This window comes from Actinobacillus genomosp. 2, assembly GCF_029773605.1.
Taxonomy (GTDB): Bacteria; Pseudomonadota; Gammaproteobacteria; order Enterobacterales; family Pasteurellaceae; genus Actinobacillus.
The window spans coordinates 340,940-366,362 of the sequence record NZ_CP103807.1 but is presented as its reverse complement, the minus strand read 5'-3'; the positions used below and the strand labels follow the sequence as shown (position 1 = coordinate 366,362).

At 38.0% G+C, this 25,423-nt stretch carries 23 protein-coding genes and 1 tRNA gene; 12 read left to right on the top strand and 12 right to left on the bottom strand.

The features are described 5' to 3' along the window. Positions 1-77 precede the first annotated feature (77 nt). The gene (locus NYR60_RS01735; protein WP_279467424.1) at positions 78-1,994 is read left to right on the top strand and encodes an ABC transporter ATP-binding protein; all 1,917 of its coding nucleotides are present in this window, start codon (positions 78-80) and stop codon (positions 1,992-1,994) included. A gap of 82 nt (positions 1,995-2,076) precedes the next feature. Here the strand turns inward: NYR60_RS01735 and apbC are convergent, their stop codons facing one another. The 4 genes from apbC to ppiD form a co-directional block, all read right to left on the bottom strand. Next, entirely contained in the window at positions 2,077-3,174 is a 1,098-nt protein-coding gene (gene apbC, locus NYR60_RS01730) for an iron-sulfur cluster carrier protein ApbC (RefSeq protein ID WP_279467423.1), read from the bottom strand. Positions 3,175-3,177: 3 nt separating this feature from the next. After that, positions 3,178-4,725: a peptide ABC transporter substrate-binding protein gene (locus NYR60_RS01725; RefSeq protein WP_279467422.1), complete on the bottom strand. Its 1,548-nt coding sequence runs from the start codon at positions 4,723-4,725 to the stop codon at positions 3,178-3,180. Continuing rightward, positions 4,712-5,389, bottom strand: coding sequence for a YchE family NAAT transporter (locus NYR60_RS01720; protein WP_279467420.1), 678 nt, complete (start codon positions 5,387-5,389; stop codon positions 4,712-4,714). The genes NYR60_RS01725 and NYR60_RS01720 overlap by 14 nt, the downstream gene beginning before the upstream one ends. A gap of 120 nt (positions 5,390-5,509) precedes the next feature. Continuing rightward, positions 5,510-7,387, bottom strand: a complete 1,878-nt coding sequence (gene ppiD / locus NYR60_RS01715; RefSeq protein WP_279467419.1) for a peptidylprolyl isomerase — start codon at positions 7,385-7,387, stop codon at positions 5,510-5,512. A gap of 257 nt (positions 7,388-7,644) precedes the next feature. Here ppiD and NYR60_RS01710 point away from each other — a divergent pair, with 257 nt between their 5' ends. From NYR60_RS01710 to NYR60_RS01700, 3 genes are all read left to right on the top strand, one after another. Then, on the top strand, positions 7,645-8,958 hold the full coding sequence (locus NYR60_RS01710; protein ID WP_279467416.1) for a cation:proton antiporter: 1,314 nt from the start codon (positions 7,645-7,647) through the stop codon (positions 8,956-8,958). A gap of 120 nt (positions 8,959-9,078) precedes the next feature. Then, positions 9,079-9,348: a 30S ribosomal protein S15 gene (gene rpsO / locus NYR60_RS01705; protein WP_005597777.1), complete on the top strand. Its 270-nt coding sequence runs from the start codon at positions 9,079-9,081 to the stop codon at positions 9,346-9,348. Between the two features lie 79 nt (positions 9,349-9,427). Continuing rightward, positions 9,428-10,291, top strand: coding sequence for a DUF808 domain-containing protein (locus tag NYR60_RS01700; RefSeq protein ID WP_279467415.1), 864 nt, complete (start codon positions 9,428-9,430; stop codon positions 10,289-10,291). Between the two features lie 67 nt (positions 10,292-10,358). On the opposite strand, the gene NYR60_RS01695 is transcribed toward NYR60_RS01700, so the two are convergent. Genes NYR60_RS01695 through hemC form a run of 4 tightly spaced genes read right to left on the bottom strand, consistent with a single transcriptional unit; the run spans position 10,359 to position 14,684 of the window. Continuing rightward, positions 10,359-11,606 (bottom strand): heme biosynthesis protein HemY, encoded by a 1,248-nt coding sequence (locus NYR60_RS01695; RefSeq protein ID WP_279467414.1) that lies wholly within the window; start codon positions 11,604-11,606, stop codon positions 10,359-10,361. Positions 11,607-11,609: 3 nt separating this feature from the next. Continuing rightward, positions 11,610-12,977, bottom strand: a complete 1,368-nt coding sequence (locus NYR60_RS01690; RefSeq protein WP_279467413.1) for a uroporphyrinogen-III C-methyltransferase — start codon at positions 12,975-12,977, stop codon at positions 11,610-11,612. A 10-nt stretch (positions 12,978-12,987) separates the two neighbouring features. Next, positions 12,988-13,752: a uroporphyrinogen-III synthase gene (locus tag NYR60_RS01685; protein ID WP_279467412.1), complete on the bottom strand. Its 765-nt coding sequence runs from the start codon at positions 13,750-13,752 to the stop codon at positions 12,988-12,990. A gap of 2 nt (positions 13,753-13,754) precedes the next feature. Then, on the bottom strand, positions 13,755-14,684 hold the full coding sequence (hemC, locus tag NYR60_RS01680) for a hydroxymethylbilane synthase (protein WP_279467410.1): 930 nt from the start codon (positions 14,682-14,684) through the stop codon (positions 13,755-13,757). Positions 14,685-14,954: 270 nt separating this feature from the next. Here hemC and adhE point away from each other — a divergent pair, with 270 nt between their 5' ends. Next, positions 14,955-17,570 (top strand): bifunctional acetaldehyde-CoA/alcohol dehydrogenase, encoded by a 2,616-nt coding sequence (gene adhE, locus NYR60_RS01675; protein WP_279467409.1) that lies wholly within the window; start codon positions 14,955-14,957, stop codon positions 17,568-17,570. Between the two features lie 288 nt (positions 17,571-17,858). Here the strand turns inward: adhE and NYR60_RS01670 are convergent. Beyond that, a tRNA-Ser gene (locus NYR60_RS01670) sits at positions 17,859-17,949 on the bottom strand. Between the two features lie 117 nt (positions 17,950-18,066). Further along, on the bottom strand, positions 18,067-18,378 hold the full coding sequence (locus NYR60_RS01665) for a BolA family protein (protein WP_279467407.1): 312 nt from the start codon (positions 18,376-18,378) through the stop codon (positions 18,067-18,069). A 118-nt stretch (positions 18,379-18,496) separates the two neighbouring features. Between NYR60_RS01665 and NYR60_RS01660 the strand changes: the two genes are divergently transcribed. The 4 genes from NYR60_RS01660 (at position 18,497) to ruvX (ending at position 21,424) form a co-directional block, all read left to right on the top strand. Beyond that, positions 18,497-19,087 (top strand): YajG family lipoprotein, encoded by a 591-nt coding sequence (locus NYR60_RS01660; RefSeq protein WP_279467406.1) that lies wholly within the window; start codon positions 18,497-18,499, stop codon positions 19,085-19,087. A gap of 85 nt (positions 19,088-19,172) precedes the next feature. Further along, positions 19,173-19,904, top strand: a complete 732-nt coding sequence (rsmE, locus tag NYR60_RS01655; protein ID WP_279467405.1) for a 16S rRNA (uracil(1498)-N(3))-methyltransferase — start codon at positions 19,173-19,175, stop codon at positions 19,902-19,904. A 494-nt stretch (positions 19,905-20,398) separates the two neighbouring features. Continuing rightward, positions 20,399-20,959: a YqgE/AlgH family protein gene (locus NYR60_RS01650; RefSeq protein WP_279467404.1), complete on the top strand. Its 561-nt coding sequence runs from the start codon at positions 20,399-20,401 to the stop codon at positions 20,957-20,959. Between the two features lie 51 nt (positions 20,960-21,010). After that, positions 21,011-21,424 (top strand): Holliday junction resolvase RuvX, encoded by a 414-nt coding sequence (gene ruvX / locus NYR60_RS01645; RefSeq protein ID WP_279467403.1) that lies wholly within the window; start codon positions 21,011-21,013, stop codon positions 21,422-21,424. 66 nt (positions 21,425-21,490) lie between these two features. Here ruvX and NYR60_RS01640 read toward each other — a convergent pair whose 3' ends face one another. Next, positions 21,491-22,123, bottom strand: coding sequence for a histidine phosphatase family protein (locus NYR60_RS01640; RefSeq protein WP_279467402.1), 633 nt, complete (start codon positions 22,121-22,123; stop codon positions 21,491-21,493). A gap of 49 nt (positions 22,124-22,172) precedes the next feature. On the opposite strand from NYR60_RS01640, the gene NYR60_RS01635 reads away from it, so the two are divergent. Genes NYR60_RS01635 through NYR60_RS01625 form a run of 3 tightly spaced genes read left to right on the top strand, consistent with a single transcriptional unit; the run spans position 22,173 to position 25,045 of the window. Beyond that, a complete protein-coding gene (locus tag NYR60_RS01635) occupies positions 22,173-22,823 on the top strand; it encodes a TIGR01621 family pseudouridine synthase (RefSeq protein WP_279467398.1) in 651 nt (216 codons plus the stop codon). Between the two features lie 41 nt (positions 22,824-22,864). Next, positions 22,865-24,154: a hemolysin family protein gene (locus tag NYR60_RS01630; protein ID WP_279467397.1), complete on the top strand. Its 1,290-nt coding sequence runs from the start codon at positions 22,865-22,867 to the stop codon at positions 24,152-24,154. Positions 24,155-24,214: 60 nt separating this feature from the next. Then, positions 24,215-25,045, top strand: a complete 831-nt coding sequence (locus tag NYR60_RS01625) for an FkbM family methyltransferase (RefSeq protein WP_279467396.1) — start codon at positions 24,215-24,217, stop codon at positions 25,043-25,045. A gap of 31 nt (positions 25,046-25,076) precedes the next feature. On the opposite strand, the gene NYR60_RS01620 is transcribed toward NYR60_RS01625, so the two are convergent. Further along, positions 25,077-25,406 carry a hypothetical protein gene (locus tag NYR60_RS01620; protein WP_279467394.1) on the bottom strand — a complete coding sequence of 110 codons (330 nt, stop codon included), beginning with the start codon at positions 25,404-25,406 and terminating at the stop codon, positions 25,077-25,079. Between the last annotated feature and the right edge of the window lie 17 nt (positions 25,407-25,423).

Here is a 25,423-nt window from a genome sequence, read left to right as displayed (position 1 = left end):
GCAAAACTCACAAATGACATAAAATAAGGTAAAATAGCTTAATTTTGTAAACCTATCATCAAAATAGACCGCTTATAATGATTTTTTTCACTGATCTTATCTTAAAACGTGGACAATCCGTCCTTTTAGAAAATACCTCCGCCACCATTCATACCGGTCAAAAAGTTGGGCTGGTTGGTAAAAACGGCTGCGGCAAATCTTCACTTTTCGCTTTAGTGAAAGGTGAATTACAACCGGAAGGCGGCGATATTTCTCTACCAAAAAACTGGGCGATCTCTTGGGTAAATCAAGAAACACCTGCTCTTGAAATTTCCGCATTGGATTATGTGATCCAAGGCGATCGCGAATATACCGGTTTAATGAGCCAATTAGAGAAAGCCAATCAAGAAAATAACGGTAATCAAATTGCCATGATTCACACCCAGCTGGATACGATTGACGCATGGACGATTCAAGCTCGTGCGGCAACCTTGTTAAACGGTTTAGGCTTCACTAACGAACAACTTTCCTTACCGGTGAAATCGTTCTCGGGTGGCTGGCGTATGCGTTTAAATTTAGCACAAGCACTTATCTGCCGTTCTGATTTGCTGCTACTTGATGAACCAACTAACCACTTGGATTTAGATGCGGTGATTTGGCTGGAAAAATGGCTAACTAACTATCGTGGCACACTATTACTTATTTCCCATGACCGAGATTTTCTCGATCCGATTATTGATCGCGTGATTCATATCGAAAATCAACAACTAAATGATTACACCGGTAACTACACTTCATTTGAAATTCAGCGTGCCACCAAAATCTCACAACAAAATGCCGCTTATGCACAACAGCAACGTAAAGTTGCGCATTTACAGAGCTTTATCGATCGCTTTAAGGCTAAAGCAACCAAAGCGAAACAAGCACAAAGCCGTATCAAAGCCTTGGAAAAAATGGAACTGATTGCACCTGCTTATGCGGATAGCCCGTTTGAATTTGAATTCCGTCCGCCACTCGCTTTGCCAAGCCCATTATTAATGATGGAAAAAGCCAGCGCAGGTTACGGTGACAAAACTATTTTAGAATCGGTAAAGTTGAATTTAGTCCCTGGCTCACGTATCGGCTTACTTGGTCGAAACGGTGCAGGTAAATCTACGCTGATTAAATTACTCGCCAGCGAATTAGCACCACAAACCGGACATATTCAATTAGCCAAAGGTGTGCAATTAGGTTATTTCGCTCAACATCAAGTGGATACGTTACGCTTTGATGAAAGTCCGTTATGGCATTTACAGAAAATTGCACCGGAATTGACCGAACAAGAAGTACGTAATTATTTGGGTGGTTTTGATTTTAAAGGCGACAAAGTAAAACAAAATGTCGGCTCGTTTTCCGGTGGAGAAAAAGCTCGTTTAGTGTTAGCGTTAATCGTATGGCAACGCCCAAACTTACTGTTGTTGGACGAACCGACCAACCATTTAGATCTAGAAATGCGTCAAGCACTAACCGATGCACTCACTTATTATGAAGGCTCACTGGTAGTAGTTTCGCACGATCGTCATTTATTGCGTAGTACGGTAAATGAATTTTATCTAGTACATAATAAAAAAGTCGAAGAATTTAAAGGCGATCTGGATGATTACCAAAAATGGTTAAATGAACAAAATACGCTGGAAGCGGCAAAAAATTCAGGAAATTCAACCGCTTGTACGGAAGAAAAAGCGGATAATAGTGCGGTAAATCGCAAGGAACAGAAGCGTTTAGAAGCGGAGTTACGCCAACAAACCGCACCATTACGCAAAAAGATCGCACAGTTAGAAAAAGATCTTGAAAAAGCGAGTGAAAAACTAAATCAGCTCGAAACACTACTAGCTTCAAGCGAAATCTATGAAGCGGAAAATAAAGCTCAACTAACCGAAACACTTGCGAAGCAAATCGAAGCGAAAAAAAACGTTGAAGAAATTGAAATGGAATGGCTTGACTACCAAGAGCAACTTGAAGTATTGCTCACTTAACAAACAACCGGTAGGAATTGCAAATTTTTCTGCAAATCCTACCGGCTGTTTATTTACTTTCCCGTATTTCTATATTTCGGTGTTATTTCACTTCACGGATCATAATTTCAGACGGAATAACTGAGCCTTGCCAATATAATTCCGAAGCAACTTTTGCCGCTAATTCAATGTATGCTTGGCTAGTTTCGTGTTCCGGTGCTGCCACAACTGTTGGCGTGCCAGCATCTAAATCCTGACGTAAACGAATATGCAACGGCATTTGTCCTAATACTTGCGTACCGTATTTCTTCGCCACTTTATCCGCACCGCCAGTGCCGAAAATATCTTCGTGGTGACCGCAATTTTGGCAGATATGTACGCTCATATTTTCAATCACACCCAATACCGGTACAGAAACTTTTTGGAACATTGAAATCCCTTTTACTGCATCTAATAATGCAATATCCTGTGGCGTCGTAACCACTACCGCACCGGTTACTGGAATTTGTTGTGAAAGGGTAAGCTGAATATCGCCCGTACCCGGTGGCATGTCAATCACAAGATAATCCAGTTCTGTCCACCACGTTTCATTCAATAATTGGCTTAACGCTGAACTTGCCATTGGTCCACGCCAAATAGTTGCATTATCTTCCGCCATTAAATAGCCGATTGAGTTCGATTGAATCCCATAAACTTCAACCGGTGTAATATGTTTGTTATCCGGAGAAGTCGGACGTTGATCCTGAGCACCTAACATATGTGGAATTGACGGACCGTAAATATCTGCATCTAAAATACCTACTTTTGCCCCCTGTGCTTTTAATGCTAAGGCAAGATTTACTGAGGTAGTTGATTTACCTACACCGCCTTTGCCTGAAGTCACTGCAATAATATTTTTGACACCGTTTACTGCCGGATGATTATTCGCACGTTTTAAGGTTGCAATCTGGTAATTTAAAATCCATTTTACCTCATTTGCACCGCTAATTTGTTTAAACTTCGCTTCCGTTTCCGCTTTTAATGCCTCAAAACCGCTGTTCCAAGCAAACGGCATCGTCAATTCTAAGCGTAAAATACCTGCACCTAATTCCGCTTTCTTAAACGCATTCAGTGCGATTAAATCTTTTTGCAGTGTTGGATGAGTGAAATTTTGTAAAACAAATTTAATTTCACTTAATTGCTGTTCGTTAAGTTGATTCATCGATTAATCCTTAGGTTTCATTCGATATAAGTGTTTACTATAAATTACTTCACTATCATTATTTAGATCAATACCTAAAACGGTGGGATCTAATGCCACTCTGCGATAATACTGAAACATCGAAAGTACCGCAACATCATCATCAATTTGTTTTACGATACTTTGAATAAGCTCTGTTTTTGCTTGCTCGCTTAAATTCTGATTTTGTAATTGTTCTAACTGTTGATCCACTTGCGGATTATGATAATTACTTTTGTTATCCGCACTTTTTGAGTGGAAATGTAATAAAAATGGTAACGGATCAGAATAATCCGCACACCAACCGGCTCGACTTATTTGATACTGTTTTTTATCTCTCAAGGTTAATAATTGTTGCCAATTTACCGCTTGAGGCTGAATCTTAATAAGATCTGACTCTCCCAATGTACGAATGATTTGATTCGCAATCTCCGCATGTTTATGTTGTTCATCGTAAGTTAACGTCAGTTTTAACGGATTAGTCGAGCTAATTCCGGCCTGTTTCAGCAGGGGTTCTATCACTAATGGATGCCATTGACGCTGGGTTGGTTTCAGCATATTTTGGGGTAATACCGAAAGATTGGCTAAACCATATTGTTGAGCAATACGAGTAGATAAAATCATCGTTTTAATTGCTTGGCGAACTTCCTTACGACTTAGTTGTGGATCGGCTAAATTAAAATCATAATAATAGTTACATAAGCGTGGAAATTCCCAAATATTATGCTGTTGCCCTTCTAGCGGATTTTCAATGACATCAAAGGGTTTAATTGATTGTAATACCGAAATACGATGATATTCCACTTTTACAAAGTCCATATTATTTTTGACCGCTTGCAAAGCCAACATTTTATCTGTATTTGCCGTTAAATAATAATCACCGTTTGTGACTAATTGTTTCCCATCCGGCGCTTTACCTTGAAACGTCGGTAATAATGCAATATGAGCCAACATTTTCGGCAACATCGGATTCGGTTTGTTTAATTGAATTTGTAATGTGGAATTATTCAGTGCTTTAATACCCAATTCGACCACAGATTTTTCACCGGCTAATATTGCTTTAGCATTATTCAGTTGCATATAAGCTAAATAAGGTGCTAACGGCGAACCGTTTTTAGGGTCTGCCAAGCGTTGCCAACTTAATACAAAATCTTGTGCCGTTACAGCAGCCCCGTTCGACCATTTGGCATTTTCATCTAAAATAAACAACCAATCTTTATGATTATCAGTAAACCAAGTCTTCGCTACTGCCGGTTGCACAATACCTTTTTCATTATATGCCACTAATCCGACAAGCATATCCCTGAGAGGCGCACTATCTGCAGAGGAATAGGCAAAATGTGGATCTAACTGAAATCTATTAGTATAAATTGCACGTTTTAAAATGGTACGATCAATTTCAGGTAATATTTCGACTTTTGGCACAGAGGCTTGTTTCACTGGCAAATTTTGGTCACAACTTAACAGCATAAAACCGATGAGTACGCTGGTAAGATTTCTCAAGAATTTAACCGCTTGTTTACAAGATGGCATTATTCCTCCTGCTAGTGAATTGAAGTAAGACCGGAAATAAATTACCCAATCCTGCCACAATAATTTCAATACCGAGAGCCATCAGAATTAATCCCATAATACGAGTAACTACATTTGAACCCGTTTTACCTAATTTTTTAACTAATGGTGCGGAAAAACGGAATAAGGTATAACACACTATCGCAAAGGCAATAATTGCAATACTAAAACCGATATAATCTGTAATATGGTTATAGCGCGTTCCCCAAACAATCGTAGAACCAATAGCTCCCGGCCCTGCCATAATCGGCATTGCTAAAGGCACAACGCCAATATTCTCGTATTCGCTCACGTCAGCATTTTTTTCTTCTTTATTTTGTTTATGCTCACCTAATTTTCCGCTAATCATCGTCATTGCAATACTTACAATCAGGAAACCGCCTGCCACACGGAAAGAATCTAACGAGATACTAAACGCATCTAAAATCAATTTTCCAAAAAACAGGCTGACTAACAAAATAATACCAATCGAAACCGAGGTAACTAAACTGGTATGATTTCTTTCTGCTTCATATTGGTGCGTAGTCATACTAAAGAAAATCGGCAATGAACCGAATGGATTTACTATCGCAAATAATCCAATGAAAAATTGCAAATAAATCGCAAAATTAATATTGAGTTCCACTAACGCCAACCTTTATAAATAAAATTATCTGCCATTATATAGAGTAAGATAAATAAGACAAAATAAAAACGCCTAAAACTTAGGCTTTAGGCGTTTCTCTTATTTTATCATTCATTGAAATTAATGGCTTGATGATTCTGCTTGTCCCATAAAATCATCATTAATCTCAATCTTCGCTTTTGCACGTAAGTCTTTTAATAAATCATTACGTAATAAAAGCTGTTCCGCTTGATTAAACTGGCTTGCTAATGACTTAAACTCATCAACATTACCATCTGTAACTTTATCCAATGCAACAATAATCACATCACCTTGCTGATTTTGAGCCACTTGGTAAACTGCTTTATCAGTCGGCTTCGGCATTGTAAAAACGGTTTGAGCTAATGCTGGGTTATCGTTTTCAGCTTGTACAAAAACTAATGTTTGCGGATTACCAAAAGTCACATCAACAGATTTACCTTCATTTAATGCTTTAACTTGTTGTTCCGCTTTAGTACGAAGCACTTGTTCTGCTTTCTGCTGTTTTACTGCAAGGTCTAGCTCACTTTTCGCTTCGTCAAAACTTTTAACTCGTTCAGCTTGGTAATCACTTACACGTACAAATATCGTTTTTGGTTCGTGTTCTGTACCAATATCCAACGCATCAGAATTTTGACCGTTTTGACGTAACTCACCGCTAAATAAGGCTTTGACCACTTTTTCATGATTAAGCTCCGCCGGTAAATTTTGCTGAGTAAATTGTGCTGTTTTTTGCACTTTTACGCCGCCGGCTTGAGCCACCGCTTCTAAACTGCCGTTATTTTCAAACGATTTGTTCGCCATTTCACGAGCAATATTAGAATATTCAGTTAACAATAATTCTTGGCGAATGGTTTTTGCAATCTGATCTTTCACTTGCTCAAGCGGAATCACTTTTTCGCCTTTACGCTCTAATACTTTAATGATGTGATATGCACCATCCACATTCACAACCGCACTAACCTGACCGGCTTGTAACGTTGCAGCCGCGTCTTCAAACGCTTTAGGGAAGGTACCGGCTTTCGCCCAACCTAAATCACCGCCTTGTGTCGCAGATAATTTATCGGTTGATTTACTTTTTGCTAATGTAGCAAAATCCTCTCCTTTTTGAAGCGCTTCCGCTACAGCTTTTGCCTCAGTTTCATTGGCTAATTGAATATGAGCAACACGAGCTTCACCTTTTGTTGCATAGTCCGCCTTATTTTTTTCATAATAAGTCGTAATTTGCTCATCATTCACTTGCACATTCTTTGCTACGTCAGCCGGCGTTAAAGCAACATATTCAACCGTCAATTTTTCCGGTTCGATTAATTCTGCTTTATGGACTTCATAATATTTCTGTAATTCATCACTTGAAGCGGTCTGATTTTCCGCTTCTTTTGCAACGGAATAGTTAGCTAAACGCACTTCACGTTTTTGTAATAACAATTTCGCTAATAATTCGTTTTGTGCCGGAACAGTAAAATTACTCCCAATAATTCCCTCTTGGATTTGTGAGAATAGCATCGCTTCATTAACAATCGCTGCATAACCGTCTGCCGTCAGTCCGTTACTTCTCAATGTGTGTTGGTATAAATCATTACTGAATTTACCGTCTTGTTGAAATGCTTGGCTATGTACAATTTCACTTTTAATTTGATCAGCACTAATACCTAATTTTAATTCTTTTGCATATTGACGTAATAATTCATCATCAATCAAACCGTTTAGTACGGATTGGTTAAACTGCTTTGCATATTCAGGTGTATCCAGTAAATCCCAAAAACGCTCGCCCATTTGTGCATTTAACACACTTTGTTGACGATTTTTTGCAGTATTGAAAGCCTGTTGGCTAATTTCCGTACCATTCACTTTTACTGCCGATGTATCTCCGCCGACTAATCCTGTACCGATACCAGTAATCACAAAGGATACAGAAATTAGGGCAAAAATAATTTTAAACACAGGACCTTTTGTCCGTTCGTGCATATTTTCAATCATTGATAAATTCCTAATGAAGTTTATTGAAAAAATTATGCCGATTATACTGTAAATCGGTTAATTCTCAAATGTGTAATTTTAATAATTACAAGCAAAAATCCAGTAAAAAAGCACCGCTTACCAAGTAAGTTAGACTTGATAGATTCTCATCTACCTCTTTACATTAATCAGGAAACTTGTTTTAATTTCCGCCCTCCTGTACTTGCTTTATCGCAAGTTTCTCTTTTATTTTATTTTCTTTTCGACAGGATTACCCAATGGGAATTTATGCATATCTTTGTTTCCTCTCGGCTCTGTCAATTTTACTCGGGTTTATTACAAGTAAAATTAGTGCCAAAGTACAATCAACTATTGCCATTACCGCAGCTGCGATGGTCTGTTCACTTTTAGTTTGGATTTTAGGTTCTTTAGGCTTATTTAATATTGATACGATTGCTAAAGAAGTAATGGAACAAATTGATTTTAAAAGCTTTTTATTAAATGGGATTTTAGGTTTCTTATTATTTGCCGGCTCATTAGGCGTAAAACTGCCGATTCTTAAAGATCAAAAATGGGAAATTACCACTTTCGCTCTCTTTTCAACGCTCGCCTCTACCTTTTTTATCGCCGGTTTAATCTATGCCATCAGTCACCTGATTGGCTTGCCAATTGATTTTATTTACTGTGTCGTATTCGGTGCTTTAATTTCACCTACCGACCCAATTGCCGTTTTAGCGATTATTAAAAACTTGCGTGCACCAAAACGCTTATCAATGCAAGTAGAAGGCGAATCGTTATTTAATGACGGGGTCGGTTTAGTGATTTTTGTGACTGTCTTTGCTGTAGCATTTGGCGGCCAAGAAGCTAGCTTTTCTAGCGTCATGGGGCTGTTTATGCACGAAGCTATCGGAGGCATTTTATTCGGTTTCGTACTGGGTTTTATCGCTCATATCTTAATTTCATCTACCGATGACGGTTCAATGGAGATTTTGATTACCTTAACCATTCCGACCGCCGGTTTTATGTTTGCCAGCAACGTATTACACGTATCCGGTGCATTAGCAATGGTGGTAGCCGGCATTATGATGGGAAACTGGACTCGTCATTCAGGCTTCTCGGAACAAAGCCAACGTTATTTAGACCATTTCTGGGAAATGATTGATCACTTCCTCAATTCTTTACTGTTTTTCCTCATCGGTTTCGCCTTATTATTGGTCGATTTTGATATTTATGGTGTCATCTTAATGATTGTTGCTATCCCAGTATGTCTGGCTTCTCGCTATTTAAGTTTGTGGATTCCATTTAAACTAATGCAGCAATTCCGTACCTATAACCCTTATACACTTAAAATTATGAGTTGGGGCGGATTACGTGGCGGATTGGCATTAGCAATGGCATTGTCTATTCCAAGTAAAGTCGCATTCGCCGGCGATATTGATGTCAAAGATCTTATTTTAGTCATGACTTATGCTGTCGTTATGTTCTCTATTTTAGTACAAGGCTCAACCATTGAACCTATGATTAGAAAATCTAAAACGGTTGATCCAAACAGAGAAGAATATTTAAAACCAAGCGGTCATTCCTTGCATTAATTTTGCAAATTTTAGTTGAAATTTAACCGCTTTATCTTTAAAATTTGTGTTTCCTGTCCTAGCTGAGTTAGAGATCGGCTATGGATGTATTATCAACCCTTAACGAAAAAGGATATTAAAATGTCTCTAAGCGTAGAAGCAAAAGCAAAAATCGTTGCTGAATTTGGTCGTGATGCAAAAGATACTGGTTCATCAGAAGTTCAAATCGCATTATTAACAGCTCAAATCAACCACTTACAAGCACACTTTGCTGAGCATAAAAAAGATCACCACGGTCGTCGCGGTTTATTACGTATGGTTTCACGTCGTCGTAAATTATTAGACTACTTAAAACGTACTGATCTTGCTAAATATTCAGAAACTATCGCACGTTTAGGTTTACGTCGCTAATTTCGAATTGAAATCAGAAAAGCCGAGCTATTTAGCTCGGTTTTTTTATATAACTTTTATTTTTAAGGAAAGTATCTCAATGGCATTTAGCTCATTATTTACACTATTAGATGATATTGCGGCAGTTCTGGATGACGTATCTGTTATGACTAAAGTTGCCGCCAAGAAAACTGCCGGCGTTATCGGAGACGACTTGGCACTGAATGCAAATCAAGTTAGCGGAAAAAATATTAGCCCGGAACGTGAATTACCTATTGTTTGGGGCGTAGCTAAAGGCTCGTTTATCAATAAAGTGATCTTAATTCCGCTTGCCCTACTGCTATCAATTTATTTACCGCAAGCTATTCTGCCTTTATTGATGATCGGCGGTGCTTATCTATGTTTTGAGGGTGTGGAAAAATTATTACATAAATTCCTACACAAAAATGATCAACACTCCGGCACAGAAGAGCAAGTCTCAGAACAAGACAAAATCAAAGGTGCCATCCGTACCGATTTTATCTTATCAGCAGAAATTATTATTATCGCATTAGGGGTATTACAAGAATCGTCAACGATGATTAAAATCCTTTCTCTCTCCAGTATCGGCATAGGTATCACGGTCTTCGTTTACGGCTTAGTTGGATTAATTGTAAAACTGGATGATATTGGTTTATGGCTAATGCAAAAGAAAAATGGATTATCTCAATCTATCGGTAAAGCCCTGCTCGTTATTATGCCGTGGTTTATGAAATCACTTTCGGTTATCGGGACAATTGCGATGTTCTTGGTCGGTGGAGGTATTTTCTCGCACAATATTGCCGAAATTCATCATTTTGTCGAACACTTAGGTATTCCGGCACAATTCTCCAGCGTAGTTGATTTTGTAGTAGGTATTATTATTGGTTCAATTTGTTGTCTAATTATTTTGCCGTTAATGAAAGTATTTAGTAAAAAACACTAATCATATTCATAAAAAAAGCCGTTTATTTAATCCTTGATAAACGGCTTTTATTTATATTTTAGAGAAATTAAACGGTTGGTATTACTTCACCCACAGCCTGAACTTCTTCTTTCTTATCCATATTGACTTCTTTCAGATTAATCGCACGAATACGCTCAATTAATGCGGTATCTTGTGTCTGCTCTGCAACGTGTAATGCCATAATACGGTCATTTGCCACACATTCTTGATGTTCGAGTAATTGCACAAAATACGCTTTAGCTTTATCAAATAAGCCTTCTCTTGTATAGATATACCCCAATGCTCTCGCATAATCATCAGAATAATGAATATCAGCTTTATCCGATCTTTTTGCTAGCACTTTGACTAATTTACTGTTCTCTGAAACTTGTAAACGAGTTAACTGCTCAAGAAGTGGTACAAGTACATCATCTTCATATTTTTTCACAGTTTCAAGTGCAATTTCTTGTGCAGAATCATGATCATCGGTATCAATTAATCGTTTGATTAAACCAGTACGGACATAAATTGATTTACGGCGACGACTCGGTTGATTTTCCCACCACGTTAATAATCCGTCTTGACCTTCCTCATTCATTTTTTCATCAAGTAAACCGTCATCAACAAAATGCGTTAACTCATCATATTCCTCTGTAGACAAGAAGCTACGTTGACCAATATTTTCCAATACACTGTCTAACGCATTATAGGCTTTAGAGTCTTTATAAATATTAATCGCTAAACGAAGAACTTCCATATTATGTGGTGCTAACTCGATTAAGCTATCAATTGCACTGCGAGCTGCCGGTAATTTATTCTGCTGCACTAAAATACGAGTACGAGCCAATTCTACCGCAACATTATTTGGCCCTGCTAACTCGCTGGCTTCAATTAAATATTTATTAGCAGCAAACTCATCACCACCTTGCTGAGCAGCTTCCGCAGCTTTAATTAAATTGAGAACAGGCTCATCTGCGTGTTTAGCATTTTTACTAAATAATTTTTCAGCCTTAGAATAATCGCCTTCACTCATTTTCATTAACCCTTCTAAGGTTTCTTGCTGAGCTTTTTTATGTTTACGATTAAAGAACCAATTATATGATCCTTTACTTAAACGACAAAAACGGCTAATCAATACTTCAACGGAATAAACGACTGACATTGCGATGATAAAGAAAACCACTAACATCACAAGGCTCATTTCAACTACTTTCGTATCCGTTTCAATACGTACATAGCCCTGACTACCGGCAATATAAGGACCGACAACTAAGCTTACCAGTAATAGAAGCATTAAAAAAAGAATTCTAAACATATCTTATTCTCCCTGCGGTGCAACTGGAGTCGCCTGTTCAGTTTGAGGCTGGGCTGGCTGTTGCGGAGCTGATTCTACCGGCTCATTTTTTACTTCCGGAGTAACTATCGGCTGGGCTAACTCTTTTTCTGCTTTAATTTCGATCTTTTCAACTGTTTGCGGAGCTTTATTTAAGAGATGATCCAGTAATTCAATACTTTTCAGACGATTAGGTGCATCAATATAAACAGATTGTTCACTCAAATCATCTAACTCTTTAAGGAAATTTTTAACATTATCATTTTGAGTTTCAAAATAGCTTCTAATCCAAGTACTTACTGCATCTAACGATTGTCTATATAGTTCGTTTTGCTGACGAGGAATCGCTAAAATTGCGATTTGTAAGCGTAAACGAATATTCTCTCGTAAATAAACTTCTTGATTCGGAGCCACAAATGCTTTTTCATCCGCTTTATTACGATCGCTCACACGAATAAAATGATCTAAGAAAGAACTCGCACTTTTCTCAATATTTTTTTGCCAGTCTTGAATTGAATCACTTACTTCACCGCTTGCTATTTCATTTTCTTCGATTGCTTCATTCGCAATCATTGGTAAATCATCTAAACGATTAGCAAGTGTTGTTAGACGTTGCATTAAGTTATTTTGATCAACTTTATTCACATTAGCAATCTGAGCTAAATCGCTTTTGATAGCACTACGAACATTGGCTACTTCTGTATTAGAAACTTGTGCCAATACTGCATCAGCCTCTAATAACAGATTTTTTGCTGTATCAATATCGTTATCCAATACTAATTTACGCAATGCATTATTTAATAAGAAATCCGCATCCGATAATTTCCAAACTACCGATTCAGATTGAGGCATACCACTTACTTTCTGTAACTGCGTTTTTAGTCCATTAATTTGGTTGGTATAAGTTGCTTGTTCCTGCTCTAACTGACTAATACGCTCTAAGGCTTTTTGATATGATGTCGCCAATTCCGCCAGTTGTGCTTTTTCTGATTCAAAATTAGGTATCTCTGTTGGAGCTGCTGAAACAGATTGTCCGGCAATTTTAGCCATTTGCTGTTCTACCTCAGCAAATTTTTTATTTGCCATATAATGACCGGCTCCACCCACAGCCATTGCAACTAATAATGCTAATACTGCAATAGCTTTACCACCGGATTTTTGCACAATGACGGTTTTATCATCCGTTTTCTGTTCCACTTTTACATCCTCTTTACTCGATTGAGAAGCGGTTTCTTTTTCAGGATTTTTTACAACATCCTCTTTTTCGGTTGGTGTCGCTTCTTGTTCCACCTCAGATATAGCCGTTTCAACTACCTCTTCAGTTTGTTCAATAATCTGCTTATTCTTTGACATACTTCCCACCTTAGTTAAATTTGCCGATAAATTTTAATATGCTTTCTAATAAACTATTATTATCCGCTCTCTCTGAAAGCAGAACCTTATTTTGATGCCAGCCTAATTGATACGCCATACTTGCAATACGTGTACTCACTACAATCAAATTACACTCAACTAACCAAGCACGATCATCTTCTGCGGTTTGCTCGTATAAAGTTTTTAAAATTTCACCGCTTGTTACCACTATCGTATCAACACCGGCTCTCTTACATAAACTCATTTTTTCTGCAAGATTTTCTTCTACATATTTGCGACGGTAACATTCTAAACACTGAACGTCAGCACCTCGAGAAATCGCTGTTTCCGCCAACAAATCACGTCCTGTTTCAGCGCGCAAGATTAATAGATTTTTACCGCTTAAATCTTGCATTTCATCTAATAAGAGTAATCCCTCGCTATTTTCAGAAATAATCGGGTAATGCACAGGTTGTTCACTACGAGATGAAAAATATTGAGCCGATTGTTTGCCAACGGCAAAATATTTTAAATCACTACGATAATGAAAACCGGTTTGTTCTAATGTGTCTGAAGCAAAATCAATTGCTTGTTTTGATACAGCAAACACATAATCGCCACGATTCAGTCGAGCCATTACTGATGGAAGCAAAGGCAATTCTGCCCCTGCTTCTAGCATAAACAGCGGTTGATGAATCGCAAAAATTTGATGCTGCGTCAACATTTCCAGCAATTCTTGTCCCTGGTGATCCGGACGAGTAATTAACACATTCATTTTTATGCGTCTTTATATACTTCTTCGAGAATTTTATCCGCACCTTGAGCAAGTAATTGCTCCGCCACGTTAATTCCAAGCTGTTCAGCCTGTTCAATTGTAGCAATACCAGTAGCACGAATAATCGTTGAGCCATCAAGAGATCCCACTAAAGCATTTAAGGTAATCTCATTGCCATTTAATGTTGCAAAACCACCGATAGGAACTTGGCATCCACCTTGTAAACGTGTATTCATCGCTCGCTCTGCCATTACACAGCAAGCGGTCGGATTATGGTTTAAACTTGCAAGATAATTTAACACTCGCTCATCATTCACTCGCGTTTCAATTCCAACTGCACCTTGACCGGCAGCAGGTAATGATTGTTCAACAGCAATAAAACTACGAATACGTTCCGCCATTTCCAAACGAATTAAACCGGCGGACGCAAGAATAATCGCATCATATTCGCCATTATCCAATTTAGATAAACGCGTTCCAACATTACCACGCAAAGATTTTACTTCCAAATGCGGATATTTTGCCATTAATTGACATTGACGACGTAAACTTGATGTCCCTACAACCGCTCCAGCAGGTAACTCATCCAAATTTTGATATGTATTCGATACAAAAGCATCACGAGGATCTTCTCGCTCACAAATCACCGCTAATCCTAAACCTTCCGGAAACATCATCGGCACATCTTTCATTGAGTGAACGGCAAGATCCGCACGATTTTCTAACAGTGCTAATTCTAATTCTTTGACAAATAAACCTTTACCACCAATTTTAGCTAACGGCGTATCCAAAATCACATCACCTTTAGTGACCATTGTTACTAATTCGACCGTAAGTTCCGGAAATCGTTTTTCTAATTCGCTTTTTACAAAATTTGCTTGCCATAATGCTAATGGACTTTGGCGTGTTGCAATACGTAATACGTCTTTCATAGGAAATTTCATTAATTCAGTTGTCGTTATATAAATGCTGTTATCCTACCATTAATTAGAGTCAACTGCCAAAATTTCTGTGTAAAGTTAGTATATTGTTAATCAAAGGTTTATGTTGTTATTTCTGATAATTATTACAAAAAATAAAATTTGACACAGATCAAAAAAACCTCTAAAGAGTTATAAATTTATATGCAATTTACTCCTTTTAGAGTAATAATTTCATCAGTTAAAAAATTTTAGATTTTTAATTTTTAGAGGAACCAAACTATGGCTAACAATGCAAAAAATGCACAACCATATGATGCTCAAACTGAAGTAAACGAGCTTGTTGAAAATGGTTTAAAAGCTCTCGAAGAATTTCGTCAGCTGAATCAAGAGCAAGTCGATTACATCGTGGCGAAAGCCTCTGTTGCAGCACTTGATAAGCACGGTATTCTGGCAATGCACGCTTATGAAGAGACCGGTCGAGGTGTATTTGAGGACAAAGCAACTAAAAACTTATTCGCTTGCGAATACGTAGTCAATAATATGCGTCACTTAAAAACAGCTGGCGTAATAAGTGAGGATGATGTCACCGGTATTACTGAAATCGCAGACCCAGTTGGTGTCGTATGCGGTATCACTCCAACAACTAACCCAACCTCAACCACCATCTTCAAAGCGTTAATCGCTCTCAAAACTCGTAACCCCATCGTTTTTGCTTTCCACCCTTCCGCTCAACAATCATCAGCTCATGCTGCACAAGTTGTTTATGATGCAGCTGTTGCCGCCGGTGCTCCAAAAAACTGCGTGCAATGGATTAAAACACCATCAATGGAAGGTACTTCAGCATTAATGAAACATCCGGGGATCGCAACCATTCTAGCGACCGGTGGTAATGCAATGGTTGAAGCGGCATATTCTTGTGGTAAACCGGCATTAGGCGTAGGTGCAGGTAACGTACCAGCTTATGTAGAAAAAACTGCAAAATTAGAGCAAGCCGTTTATGACATCGTGATGTCAAAATCATTTGACAACGGTATGATTTGTGCGTCTGAGCAAGCTGCGATTGTTGATAAAGAAATTTATGCAGATTTCGTTAAAGAAATGCAATCTTATGGTGTTTATCTCGTGAATAAAAAAGAGAAAGCACTTTTAGAAAAATTCATTTTCGGTGTAGATAAAGCGAAAGACGAAAACTGTGCTGGTGCAAAACTAAATGCGGCTGTTGTAGGTAAACCAGCAGCTTGGATTGCTAAACAAGCCGGTTTTAGCGTGCCGGAAAAAACTAATATTTTATTAGCGGAATGTGCATTTGTTGGCGAAGGTGAACCACTAACTCGTGAAAAACTTTCACCAGTTTTAGCATTATTAAAATCAAATTCAACCGAACACGGTTTAGAACTTGCTGAAGCCATGGTAAATTTCCACGGTTTAGGTCACTCTGCGGCAATTCACACCCAAAATGCCGAATTAGCCAAAACATTCGGTGAACGTGTTAAAGCGATTCGTGTGATTTGGAACTCTCCGTCAACATTCGGTGGTATCGGTGACGTATATAACTCATTCCTACCGTCCCTCACATTAGGTTGTGGTTCTTATGGTAAAAACTCCGTAGGCAACAACGTAAGTGCAGTGAACTTAATTAATATTAAACGTGTGGGCAGACGGAGAAATAATATGCAATGGTTTAAAGTGCCATCAAAAATCTATTTTGAGCGTGATTCAATCCAATATCTTAAATCAATGAAAGATGCAGAAAAAGTGATGATTGTTACCGATCGTTCAATGGTAGAACTCGGCTTTGTAGATAGAATTACCGATCAATTACGCCAACGTCGTAATCACGTTATGATTCAATTATTTACCGATGTTGAACCAAATCCAAGTTTACAAACCGTACAACGCGGTACAGAACTTATGCGTAGCTTCCAACCGGATACGATTATTGCATTAGGTGGCGGTTCACCAATGGATGCGGCAAAAGTAATGTGGTTATTCTATGAACAGCCGGAAGTGGATTTCCGTGATTTAGTTCAAAAATTTATGGATATTCGTAAACGTGCGTTCAAATTCCCACAATTAGGTCGTAAAGCGAAATTTGTTGGTATTCCAACTACATCAGGCACAGGTTCTGAAGTAACTCCATTTGCAGTAATTACTGATGGCGATATTAAATATCCGTTAGCAGACTACTCATTAACCCCAACCATTGCGATTGTTGACCCAGCGTTAGTAATGTCAGTACCGGCTCACGTTGCGGCAGATACAGGTTTAGACGTATTAACTCACGCAACAGAAGCTTATACTTCAATTCTTGCCAACGACTATACTGACGGTTTAGCGTTACAAGCAATTAAATTGGTATTCGAAAACTTAGAAAAATCAGTAAAAGAATTTGATGAAGTTGCGCGTGAGAAAATGCACAACGCATCAACCATGGCTGGTATGGCATTTGCGAATGCGTTCTTAGGCATTTGTCACTCAATGGCACATAAAATCGGTGGTAAATTCCATACGATTCACGGCCGTACTAATGCAATTTTATTACCACACGTGATTCGTTATAACGGTACTCGCCCTACTAAAGTGGCAACTTGGCCGAAATACACTAACTATGTTGCGGATAAACGTTTCCAAGACATCGCACGTATTTTAGGTTTACCGGCGGTAACGCCAGAAGAGGCGGTGGAATCTTATGCAAAAGCAGTACACGACCTCGCAGTACGTTGTGGCGTGAAAATGTCTTTACGTGAGCAAGGTATTGATGAACAAGAGTTCTTAGCCGCTCGTCGTGAACTTGCACTCAATGCTTTTGAAGACCAATGTACACCAGCAAATCCACGTCTTGCAATGGTTGCTGATATGGAAGAACTTATGACTAAGGCGTATTACGGAAAATAAACCGTTCAAATCCTTATAGATGATTGATGAAATGAACAAAGGGCTAACTACTGTTAGCCCCTTTTTTTGAATCTTTAAGAAATGGAATATAAATCTTAACGTTATGCAAACAATTATTTAATTTCTACCGCTTGCTATCCTTCAAACTCTCACAACCAAACGGAAGATATAAAAAAATCCCCGAAAAAACTTTCGGGGACTAAACCAATAAGGAAAAAAGTAATTAATTACTTTAACTTAACCAAGGAAATATCTATGAAAACAGTAAGGAATCTTTCTGATTAATAATGGCGGTGAGAGGGGGGATTCGAACCCCCGATACACTTTCGCATATACACGCTTTCCAGGCGTGCTCCTTCAACCACTCGGACATCTCACCGAACTATTAACAATATACATTAAAGTATATTTGAAAGATGTGGGAACTATACCGATTTTTCTTACTCTAATCAAGTATTTTATTTGCAAATTAAATTAATTATCACACTAAAATATTTTACTGTCCCACACCTGTACAATTTGGCGATTTTGGTACAACACCATTTATTTCATCCCATTCCGAAAGTGTATAAGTATGTAAAGCAAGAGCATGCACACCATGTTCCAATTCATAAGCAAGACAACTATAAATTGCTCTATGACGAGCGACTGTTCTCATATTCTCAAAATGAGAAGTCACTAACGTCACTTTGAAATGTGATTCAGATCCACGACCTGAACTATGCATATGGCTTTCATTTTCAATGTTGAGAACGTGAGGCTGAAATTGTGCCGTTAATTTCTCTCTAATTGTATTTTCTACCGACATTTTTATTCCTTATGAATTGCTAATTCAGAGTTGATAAGTAATAATTAATAACGATTTACTCGCGTTACCATTCAGATACGCATTATCCATTATTTCTTATCAATTAAAAGGATATCTTATGAAATTCTCAAAAAAAGCCTTACTTGTTGCAACAACACTTGCAACGGCAGTATTAACCGGCTGCCAGTCGCAATCTAATGTATTAACATTCACTACACCAAGTCCGACTGCTACATTTAATACAAATAACCAAACCGCTGCGGTAAGTGTAATGACTCAAGATCTACGTACTTCTCGTGAAGTTGCCGCTTATACTAAAAGTGGTCAAATTACTCGTTTAACCTCAAGTCCGGAAGTCGGTTTAATGTTCCAACAAGCGGTTCAACAAGATTTAAATGCGAAGGGTTTCCAAATTGTACAAGGTGCGGCAAATGCAAATGTTATCGTAAGCGTTCGTAAATTCTTCGCTACCGTAGAACAAGGTAATTTACTCTATAAAGTTAATGCTGAAGTCGGTGTCGAAGTTGCAGTTAAAGGTCCTAAAGGCAATTTTAGTAAAAACTTTAACGCAACTCGAGGCTACGAAGGTGCATCTGTCACAACAGATAACGATGATATTAAGAAAGTATTAGCTCAAGCCTATGATGATGTCGTTAAAGCTATCTATAATGATAATGAAGTAGCCACTGCAATTCATCAATTTAAATAGTTTAACAATATAAAGCGGTCTGATTGCCTAGATTATTTGTAAATCGCACCGAAATTAGATCGCTTTATCCATTAAATGATAACGTATGCGCATCCCAAGAATTTACCATCCCGAATTATTAGCGAATCAAACCAGTTGTATTTTAAGTGAAGATGCAGCCAATCACGTCGGCCGAGTGTTACGTATGACAGAAGGCGATCAAATTATTTTATTTGACGGCTCAAACCATATTTTCCACGCCACATTACAAGCGGTCGGAAAAAAGCAAATTATTGCAAAAATTGATGGTAGTGAATTAGATAATCGTGAATCCAATTTACCGATCCATTTAGGGCAAGTGATTTCTCGCGGTGATCGGATGGAATTTACCATTCAAAAATCGGTTGAGCTAGGCGTAAAAACCATTACTCCGCTTTGGTCTGAACGTTGCGGAGTGAAACTGAATGATGAACGCCAAGACAAAAAATTACAGCAATGGCAAAAAATTGCGATTGCCGCTTGCGAACAATGTGGACGTAATGAAATTCCTGAAGTTCGTCCGATTATGAAGTTAACCGACTGGTGTAAAGAACAAGACGATATGCTGAAATTAAACCTTCATCCTCGTGCGAAATACACCATTCGCCAGTTACCAAATGTGCCTGAAGCTGGTGTACGTTTATTAATCGGCTCAGAAGGCGGATTATCTGCAGAAGAAATCGCAATGACCGAAACAGAAGGCTTCACCGAAGTATTACTCGGTAAACGCGTCCTGCGTACGGAAACCGCCTCACTTGCGGCAATTACCGCCCTACAAGTTTGTTTTGGAGATATTTAATTTTCGATCCAGATCGCAGAATTACATTAAGTCACTTGTACAATAAACAGCCTATTTTACAATCGGGTATCGGTAATTTAATCAAATAGGCTTTTATGATCTTTAATCCGTTTAAATCTCCAATAAAAAAATCTATGTTAGAAGTTTGGGCTAAAATATTAGATGATTTTACTAAAATCGCTATTTTAGCAATGCCTGTTACTGCATATAGTAATGTTGAATTATCAATCAAATTTTTTAACTTGATATTGCTTTGCATCTGTGTATATTGTTCTACTGTTATTTCGATCAATATTCGCAATAGTTTCGAAGATTAGAGGGAAATATGGGACTGACTATAGGTATTCTAATGGTTCTTTGTTTTATTTTAATCATTGGCTACTTAACAAAGGATCTAAAGCCAAATAGCATTAAATAACTACTGGAAATAACCATATAAGCGGTCAGATTTGATAAATTTTTACATTTCTGATCGCTTCTTCTTTAGAGGATATATGTTAGAAAATTTACAAGGCAAATTTTTGATTGCAACGCCGGAAATTGATGATGATTACTTTGATCGCACCGTGATTTATATCTGCGAACATAACAGTAACGGTGCGATGGGCTTAGTGATTAATACCCCGACAGATTTATCCGTGTTGGAATTAATTACCCGTATGGATTTCCAGATGGCGAATCAACGTAATTATCATAAAGATCAGATGGTCTTAAGCGGCGGACCGGTTAGCCAAGATCGTGGCTTTATTGTTCATACCAAAACCGAACAGGAATTTTTGCATAGTTACCGAGTGACTGATGATATTTTGCTCACAACTTCCGGCGATGTACTAGACAGCCTCGGTAAACCGGAAGCACCGGAAAAATTTATTGTCTGTTTAGGTTGCGCTACGTGGAAACCGGAACAACTCGAACAAGAAATCGCACGTAATTACTGGTTGATTTCTGAAGCGAACGACAAAACCTTATTCGAAACCGGTTATTTAGAACGTTGGGTAGAAGCCAATGAAATGCTCGGTATTTCCGGTGTGTTAGCCCGTGCTGGTAGAGCCTAATGACGGCTTAAGTAGCGGTCAAAAATAGATAATTTTTTACAAAAGGATAATATGGCAAGAACAATTCTCGCATTTGATTTCGGTACTTATAGCATCGGTTGTGCAGTCGGACAAGATATTACCGGCACAGCACAGGGACTTCCCTCTTTTAAAGCACAAGATGGAATTCCTAACTGGGATCAAATTGAAAAAGTGATCAAAGAATGGCAACCGGAACGCTTAGTCGTCGGTTTACCGCTAAATATGGACGGCAGCGAGCAGCCACTGACCCAAAGAGCGAAAAAATTTGCGAATCGTTTAAACGGACGCTTTAATTTGCCGGTTGAGTTACAAGACGAACGCCTCACAACAGTATCAGCGAAAGCGGAAATCTTTGAACGAGGTGGCTACAAAGCCTTAAAAAAAGATAAAGTAGATTCGATTTCCGCCTGCTTAATTTTAGAAAGTTGGTTTGAAACCCAATAAAAATAGTAAGACCGCTAATTTCAACAACGCAAATAAGCGGTCTAAATTTTGAATTTCCTTGCAAGTCTAGCCCAAATGTTCTACACGGTTAAACTCAACTAATTCAGCCTTACCATTCTCAACAACCGCCCTGTTAATAGCGGTGTTAATCACAAAACTGTGTTTGGTTTCGTCACGACATTCCGACCAATGTAAGCCTCGTAATACCGCTGTGAGAACAGTTAATGTCATACCGTGTGCAACAATTAATACGTTTTCATTATCTTGGTGCAACTGAGCAATTTGATTAAACACTTTAATCACTCGATTATAAAGATCTTCATAAGTTTCACCGCCATTGGTTTCCGCACGATATTCCGCCGGTGTTTTTTTCATCGTCCAATATTCATCATTTGAGTGTAAATCTACTGATTTCATACCTTCCCAAAGCCCAAAATCAAACTCATTTAAGCCAAAATGGTGAAAGTGTGGAATATTCTTATCATTATTTTCCGCTAAAATATAATTTGCGGTATCTTGTGCGCGTTTTTGCATACTGGAATAAGCAGCAGCAAATTTAACCGTTTTTAACACTCTCCCCGCTTTTTTTGCCCCTTCAATACCTTCTTCAACCAAAGGCGAATCACCAGAACCTTGCAAACGTCCTTCTAAATTCCAAACGGTTTTACCGTGGCGGACTAAATAAATATTGAGTGCCATATTCAATTCCCTGTTAAAATAGCCAAAATTTATCGGAGTATAGCAAAAAATGACTGGAAAATTGACTATTTGCTTTCAACATCACGACTTTGTTGTGATTGATAAACCGGTCGGCGTGAGTGTACACAAAGACGAAGAAGCGGTCGGATTAACCGAAAAACTTGCCAAACAATTACAAGTGGAACAAGTATGGCTAGTGCATCGTTTAGATAAAGTCACATCCGGTTTATTAATTTTCGCTTTGAACAAACAAGCTGCCGTGTACTTTTACCACCTGTTTGAACAACATAAGATCGAAAAAACCTATTGGGCATTAAGCGATCAAAAACCGAAAAAGAAGCAAGGTAAAATTAGCGGTGATATGCAAAAAAGCCGTAACGGTGCGTGGAAACTGTGCCATAGCAAACAGAATCCAGCCGTGACCCAATTTGTTTCATACTCGCTTAAGCCAAATTTACGCCATTTTATTTTGCAACCGAAAACCGGAAAAACCCATCAATTAAGAGTGGCAATGAAAAGTTTAGGTAGCCCGATTTTAGGCGATCAACTCTATGCCGGCACAGAATCTGATCGGGTTTATTTACATGCTTATCAACTAAAATTTGATTATCAAGGCGAATCTTTTTGTATCCAAAGCTTACCAACAAGCGGTCAATTTTGGGCAAAAATTTTCGACATAGAAAATAACAGACATATTTAATGATATAATTTTGTACATTAAACCTTTACACAGAGGAAATTATGAGCTTATTTGAAGCCAGTTTAATTGTTCTATTATTAATTATTGCCAGTGCAATTATTTCTTCAGCTGAAATTTCACTTGCCGGAGCAAGAAAACTAAAGCTACAGGCAATGATCAATGAAGGTGATCTTCGTGCCGAAAAAGTCTTAAAACTTCAAGAACAACCAGGACGCTTTATTACCGTAGTGCAAATCGGCTTAAATATGGTCGCAATTCTTGGCGGTGTGGTCGGCGAAAGTGCGATCAATCCTTATTTTAGTGAATTACTTGCCAAATATACACAAGCGGAATGGGTGGATAGTGCAGCATCTTGGATTGCCTTTATCATTGTTACCTCGGCATTTGTCCTCTTCGCAGACTTAATGCCGAAACGTATTGCAATGACCTATCCGGAAAAAGTAGCGGTACGAACTATCGGCATTATGATGTTTTGTATTGCCTTATTTAAACCGCTTGTACTGTTTTTCGATTGGATTGCCAACTCATTATTTAAATTATTTCACGTTTCTACTGTACGCCAAGACAATATGACTTCTGAAGATATTGTGGCGGTAGTTGATGCAGGAGCGAAAGCCGGTATTTTAAAAGCACAAGAACATTATCTCATTGAAAATGTATTTGAAATGCAGGAACGCCGTGTAACATCAACAATGACCACCCGTGAAAATATTGTGTTTTTAAACCGTACCGACAATCGAGAAAAAGTATTGGAAACATTAGGCGAAGATCCCTATTCCAAAGTGCTGATCTGCGATGATGGATTGGATAAAATTTTAGGCTATATCGAAACGCACGATCTCCTGACCCAGTATCTAAAAAACGATAACGTATCATTAACGGATGCGAAACTACTGAAAAAATCGCTTTTCATTCCGGATACACTATCACTTTACGAAGTCTTGGAGCTATTTAAATCTGCCGGTGAAGATTTTGCTGTTATTGTGAATGAATACGCATTAGTTGTGGGGATTTTAACCCTCAATGATGTAATGAGTATTGTTATGGGCGAATTAGTTTCAACTGAAGAAGAACAAATTGTCCGCCGAGATGAAGATTCGTGGTTAATTGACGGTGCAACACCGCTCGAAGACGTGATGAAAGCGTTAGAAATCGAAAGTTTCCCGAATGCGGAAAACTATGAAACTATCGGCGGTTTTATGATGTATATGTTACGTAAAATCCCGAAGAAAACCGATTTTGTTCTTTATGATCAATATAAATTCGAAATTATTGATACCGAGAATTTTAAAATCGACCAATTAATGGTGTCTTTCCGCAAAGATCTTTAGTAAGAAGAGACATCTTCTCATAGATTATAATATATTAACTTTTTCTGATTAAAACAACAAATGAGAACTTCACTCCATCAATTAAAACACGGACTATTTAACCTTATCGAAGGCGATTTTATCAGCCAATATGCTAAGAGCTATGGAGAATGGTCAGAAGCAGAAGTTATTCTGTTCCAAAAAATTCTAAATTCTCCCCAGCATAATGTCATTGAAGTTGGTGCAAATATTGGAATGCACGCAATACCTATTGCCAAAATGATACCAAACGGAAAGTTATTCTGCTTTGAACCTCAACGAATTATTTTTCAAACCTTATGCTGCAATATAAATTTGAATAGTTTGACTAATGTCTATTGTTATCCGATGGGTATAAGTCATTACGCATATCAAACTCAAATTCAGAGTTCAAATTATAATACTGCGTGGAATTACGGTAGTTTTTCTATTGATAAAGGTTTTAGCACTGAAGGCGATTTTACGGGAAATATTTCTCAAGAAACGATTTCAATTATTCCTATTGACCAACACAATGAAATTCAACAGTTAGATCATCTAAGACTGCTAAAAATAGATGCCGAAGGATTTGAACTCAATGTCTTAAATGGTGCGAAACAAACCATTGAAAAGCATAGACCAATTATCTTTATTGAAGCCCATTTGCATAGTTTTGAGGTACTATATGACTACTTAACTGCTATCGATTACGATTGTTATTGGTTTATTTCTAACCGCTATCAAACAAATAATTACTTCAATGCACCAGAAACATTATCAGGTTTTGATTTTAATTTTATCTGTTTCCCAAATCAGCAAGAATGTATACTTCCTGAACAATTTAGAGTATCTAAACAAGAGAAAGAAAACCTTCCTATTATTGAATGGAGATAAAAATAAAGCGGAATATATTCCGCCCAATTTTTTAGTCATAGTAGCCTGAACCTAAGCCAACACCAATACCAGAATGGCGATGACGATGTCCCCAATGATATCCAACCGAAGGATACACTCTCGGATAGTGATGAATAACTTTTGTATTAGAACGTCTTTTATCGCTTTGATTAAGCGGTTCGTCCGGTTCAATCTGTTGAGCAACACGTTGCTTTTGTTTTTCCGAAACGGTATTTCCACTTGCTACACGTTGCTGATATTCCGCAACTGCTTGCATATCCATCGGCACTGTACTCTGTTGTACCGGAGTAGAACAGGCGGTCACGAGCAAAGGTAATATAAGTAACACTAATTTTTTCATTACGACTTCCTTCTTGT

Excerpts from the sequence above, each read along its gene's own strand:
- NYR60_RS01735 (WP_279467424.1), top strand. The coding sequence starts at position 78 with ATGATTTTTTTCACTGATCTTATCTTAAAACGTGGACAATCCGTCCTT.
- apbC (WP_279467423.1), bottom strand. The coding sequence starts at position 3,174 with ATGAATCAACTTAACGAACAGCAATTAAGTGAAATTAAATTTGTTTTA.
- NYR60_RS01725 (WP_279467422.1), bottom strand. The coding sequence starts at position 4,725 with ATGCCATCTTGTAAACAAGCGGTTAAATTCTTGAGAAATCTTACCAGC.
- ppiD (WP_279467419.1), bottom strand. The coding sequence starts at position 7,387 with ATGATTGAAAATATGCACGAACGGACAAAAGGTCCTGTGTTTAAAATT.
- NYR60_RS01710 (WP_279467416.1), top strand. The coding sequence starts at position 7,645 with ATGGGAATTTATGCATATCTTTGTTTCCTCTCGGCTCTGTCAATTTTA.
- rpsO (WP_005597777.1), top strand. The coding sequence starts at position 9,079 with ATGTCTCTAAGCGTAGAAGCAAAAGCAAAAATCGTTGCTGAATTTGGT.
- NYR60_RS01700 (WP_279467415.1), top strand. The coding sequence starts at position 9,428 with ATGGCATTTAGCTCATTATTTACACTATTAGATGATATTGCGGCAGTT.
- NYR60_RS01695 (WP_279467414.1), bottom strand. The coding sequence starts at position 11,606 with ATGTTTAGAATTCTTTTTTTAATGCTTCTATTACTGGTAAGCTTAGTT.
- NYR60_RS01690 (WP_279467413.1), bottom strand. The coding sequence starts at position 12,977 with ATGTCAAAGAATAAGCAGATTATTGAACAAACTGAAGAGGTAGTTGAA.
- NYR60_RS01685 (WP_279467412.1), bottom strand. The coding sequence starts at position 13,752 with ATGAATGTGTTAATTACTCGTCCGGATCACCAGGGACAAGAATTGCTG.
- hemC (WP_279467410.1), bottom strand. The coding sequence starts at position 14,684 with ATGAAAGACGTATTACGTATTGCAACACGCCAAAGTCCATTAGCATTA.
- adhE (WP_279467409.1), top strand. The coding sequence starts at position 14,955 with ATGGCTAACAATGCAAAAAATGCACAACCATATGATGCTCAAACTGAA.
- NYR60_RS01665 (WP_279467407.1), bottom strand. The coding sequence starts at position 18,378 with ATGTCGGTAGAAAATACAATTAGAGAGAAATTAACGGCACAATTTCAG.
- NYR60_RS01660 (WP_279467406.1), top strand. The coding sequence starts at position 18,497 with ATGAAATTCTCAAAAAAAGCCTTACTTGTTGCAACAACACTTGCAACG.
- rsmE (WP_279467405.1), top strand. The coding sequence starts at position 19,173 with ATGCGCATCCCAAGAATTTACCATCCCGAATTATTAGCGAATCAAACC.
- NYR60_RS01650 (WP_279467404.1), top strand. The coding sequence starts at position 20,399 with ATGTTAGAAAATTTACAAGGCAAATTTTTGATTGCAACGCCGGAAATT.
- ruvX (WP_279467403.1), top strand. The coding sequence starts at position 21,011 with ATGGCAAGAACAATTCTCGCATTTGATTTCGGTACTTATAGCATCGGT.
- NYR60_RS01640 (WP_279467402.1), bottom strand. The coding sequence starts at position 22,123 with ATGGCACTCAATATTTATTTAGTCCGCCACGGTAAAACCGTTTGGAAT.
- NYR60_RS01635 (WP_279467398.1), top strand. The coding sequence starts at position 22,173 with ATGACTGGAAAATTGACTATTTGCTTTCAACATCACGACTTTGTTGTG.
- NYR60_RS01630 (WP_279467397.1), top strand. The coding sequence starts at position 22,865 with ATGAGCTTATTTGAAGCCAGTTTAATTGTTCTATTATTAATTATTGCC.
- NYR60_RS01625 (WP_279467396.1), top strand. The coding sequence starts at position 24,215 with ATGAGAACTTCACTCCATCAATTAAAACACGGACTATTTAACCTTATC.
- NYR60_RS01620 (WP_279467394.1), bottom strand. The coding sequence starts at position 25,406 with ATGAAAAAATTAGTGTTACTTATATTACCTTTGCTCGTGACCGCCTGT.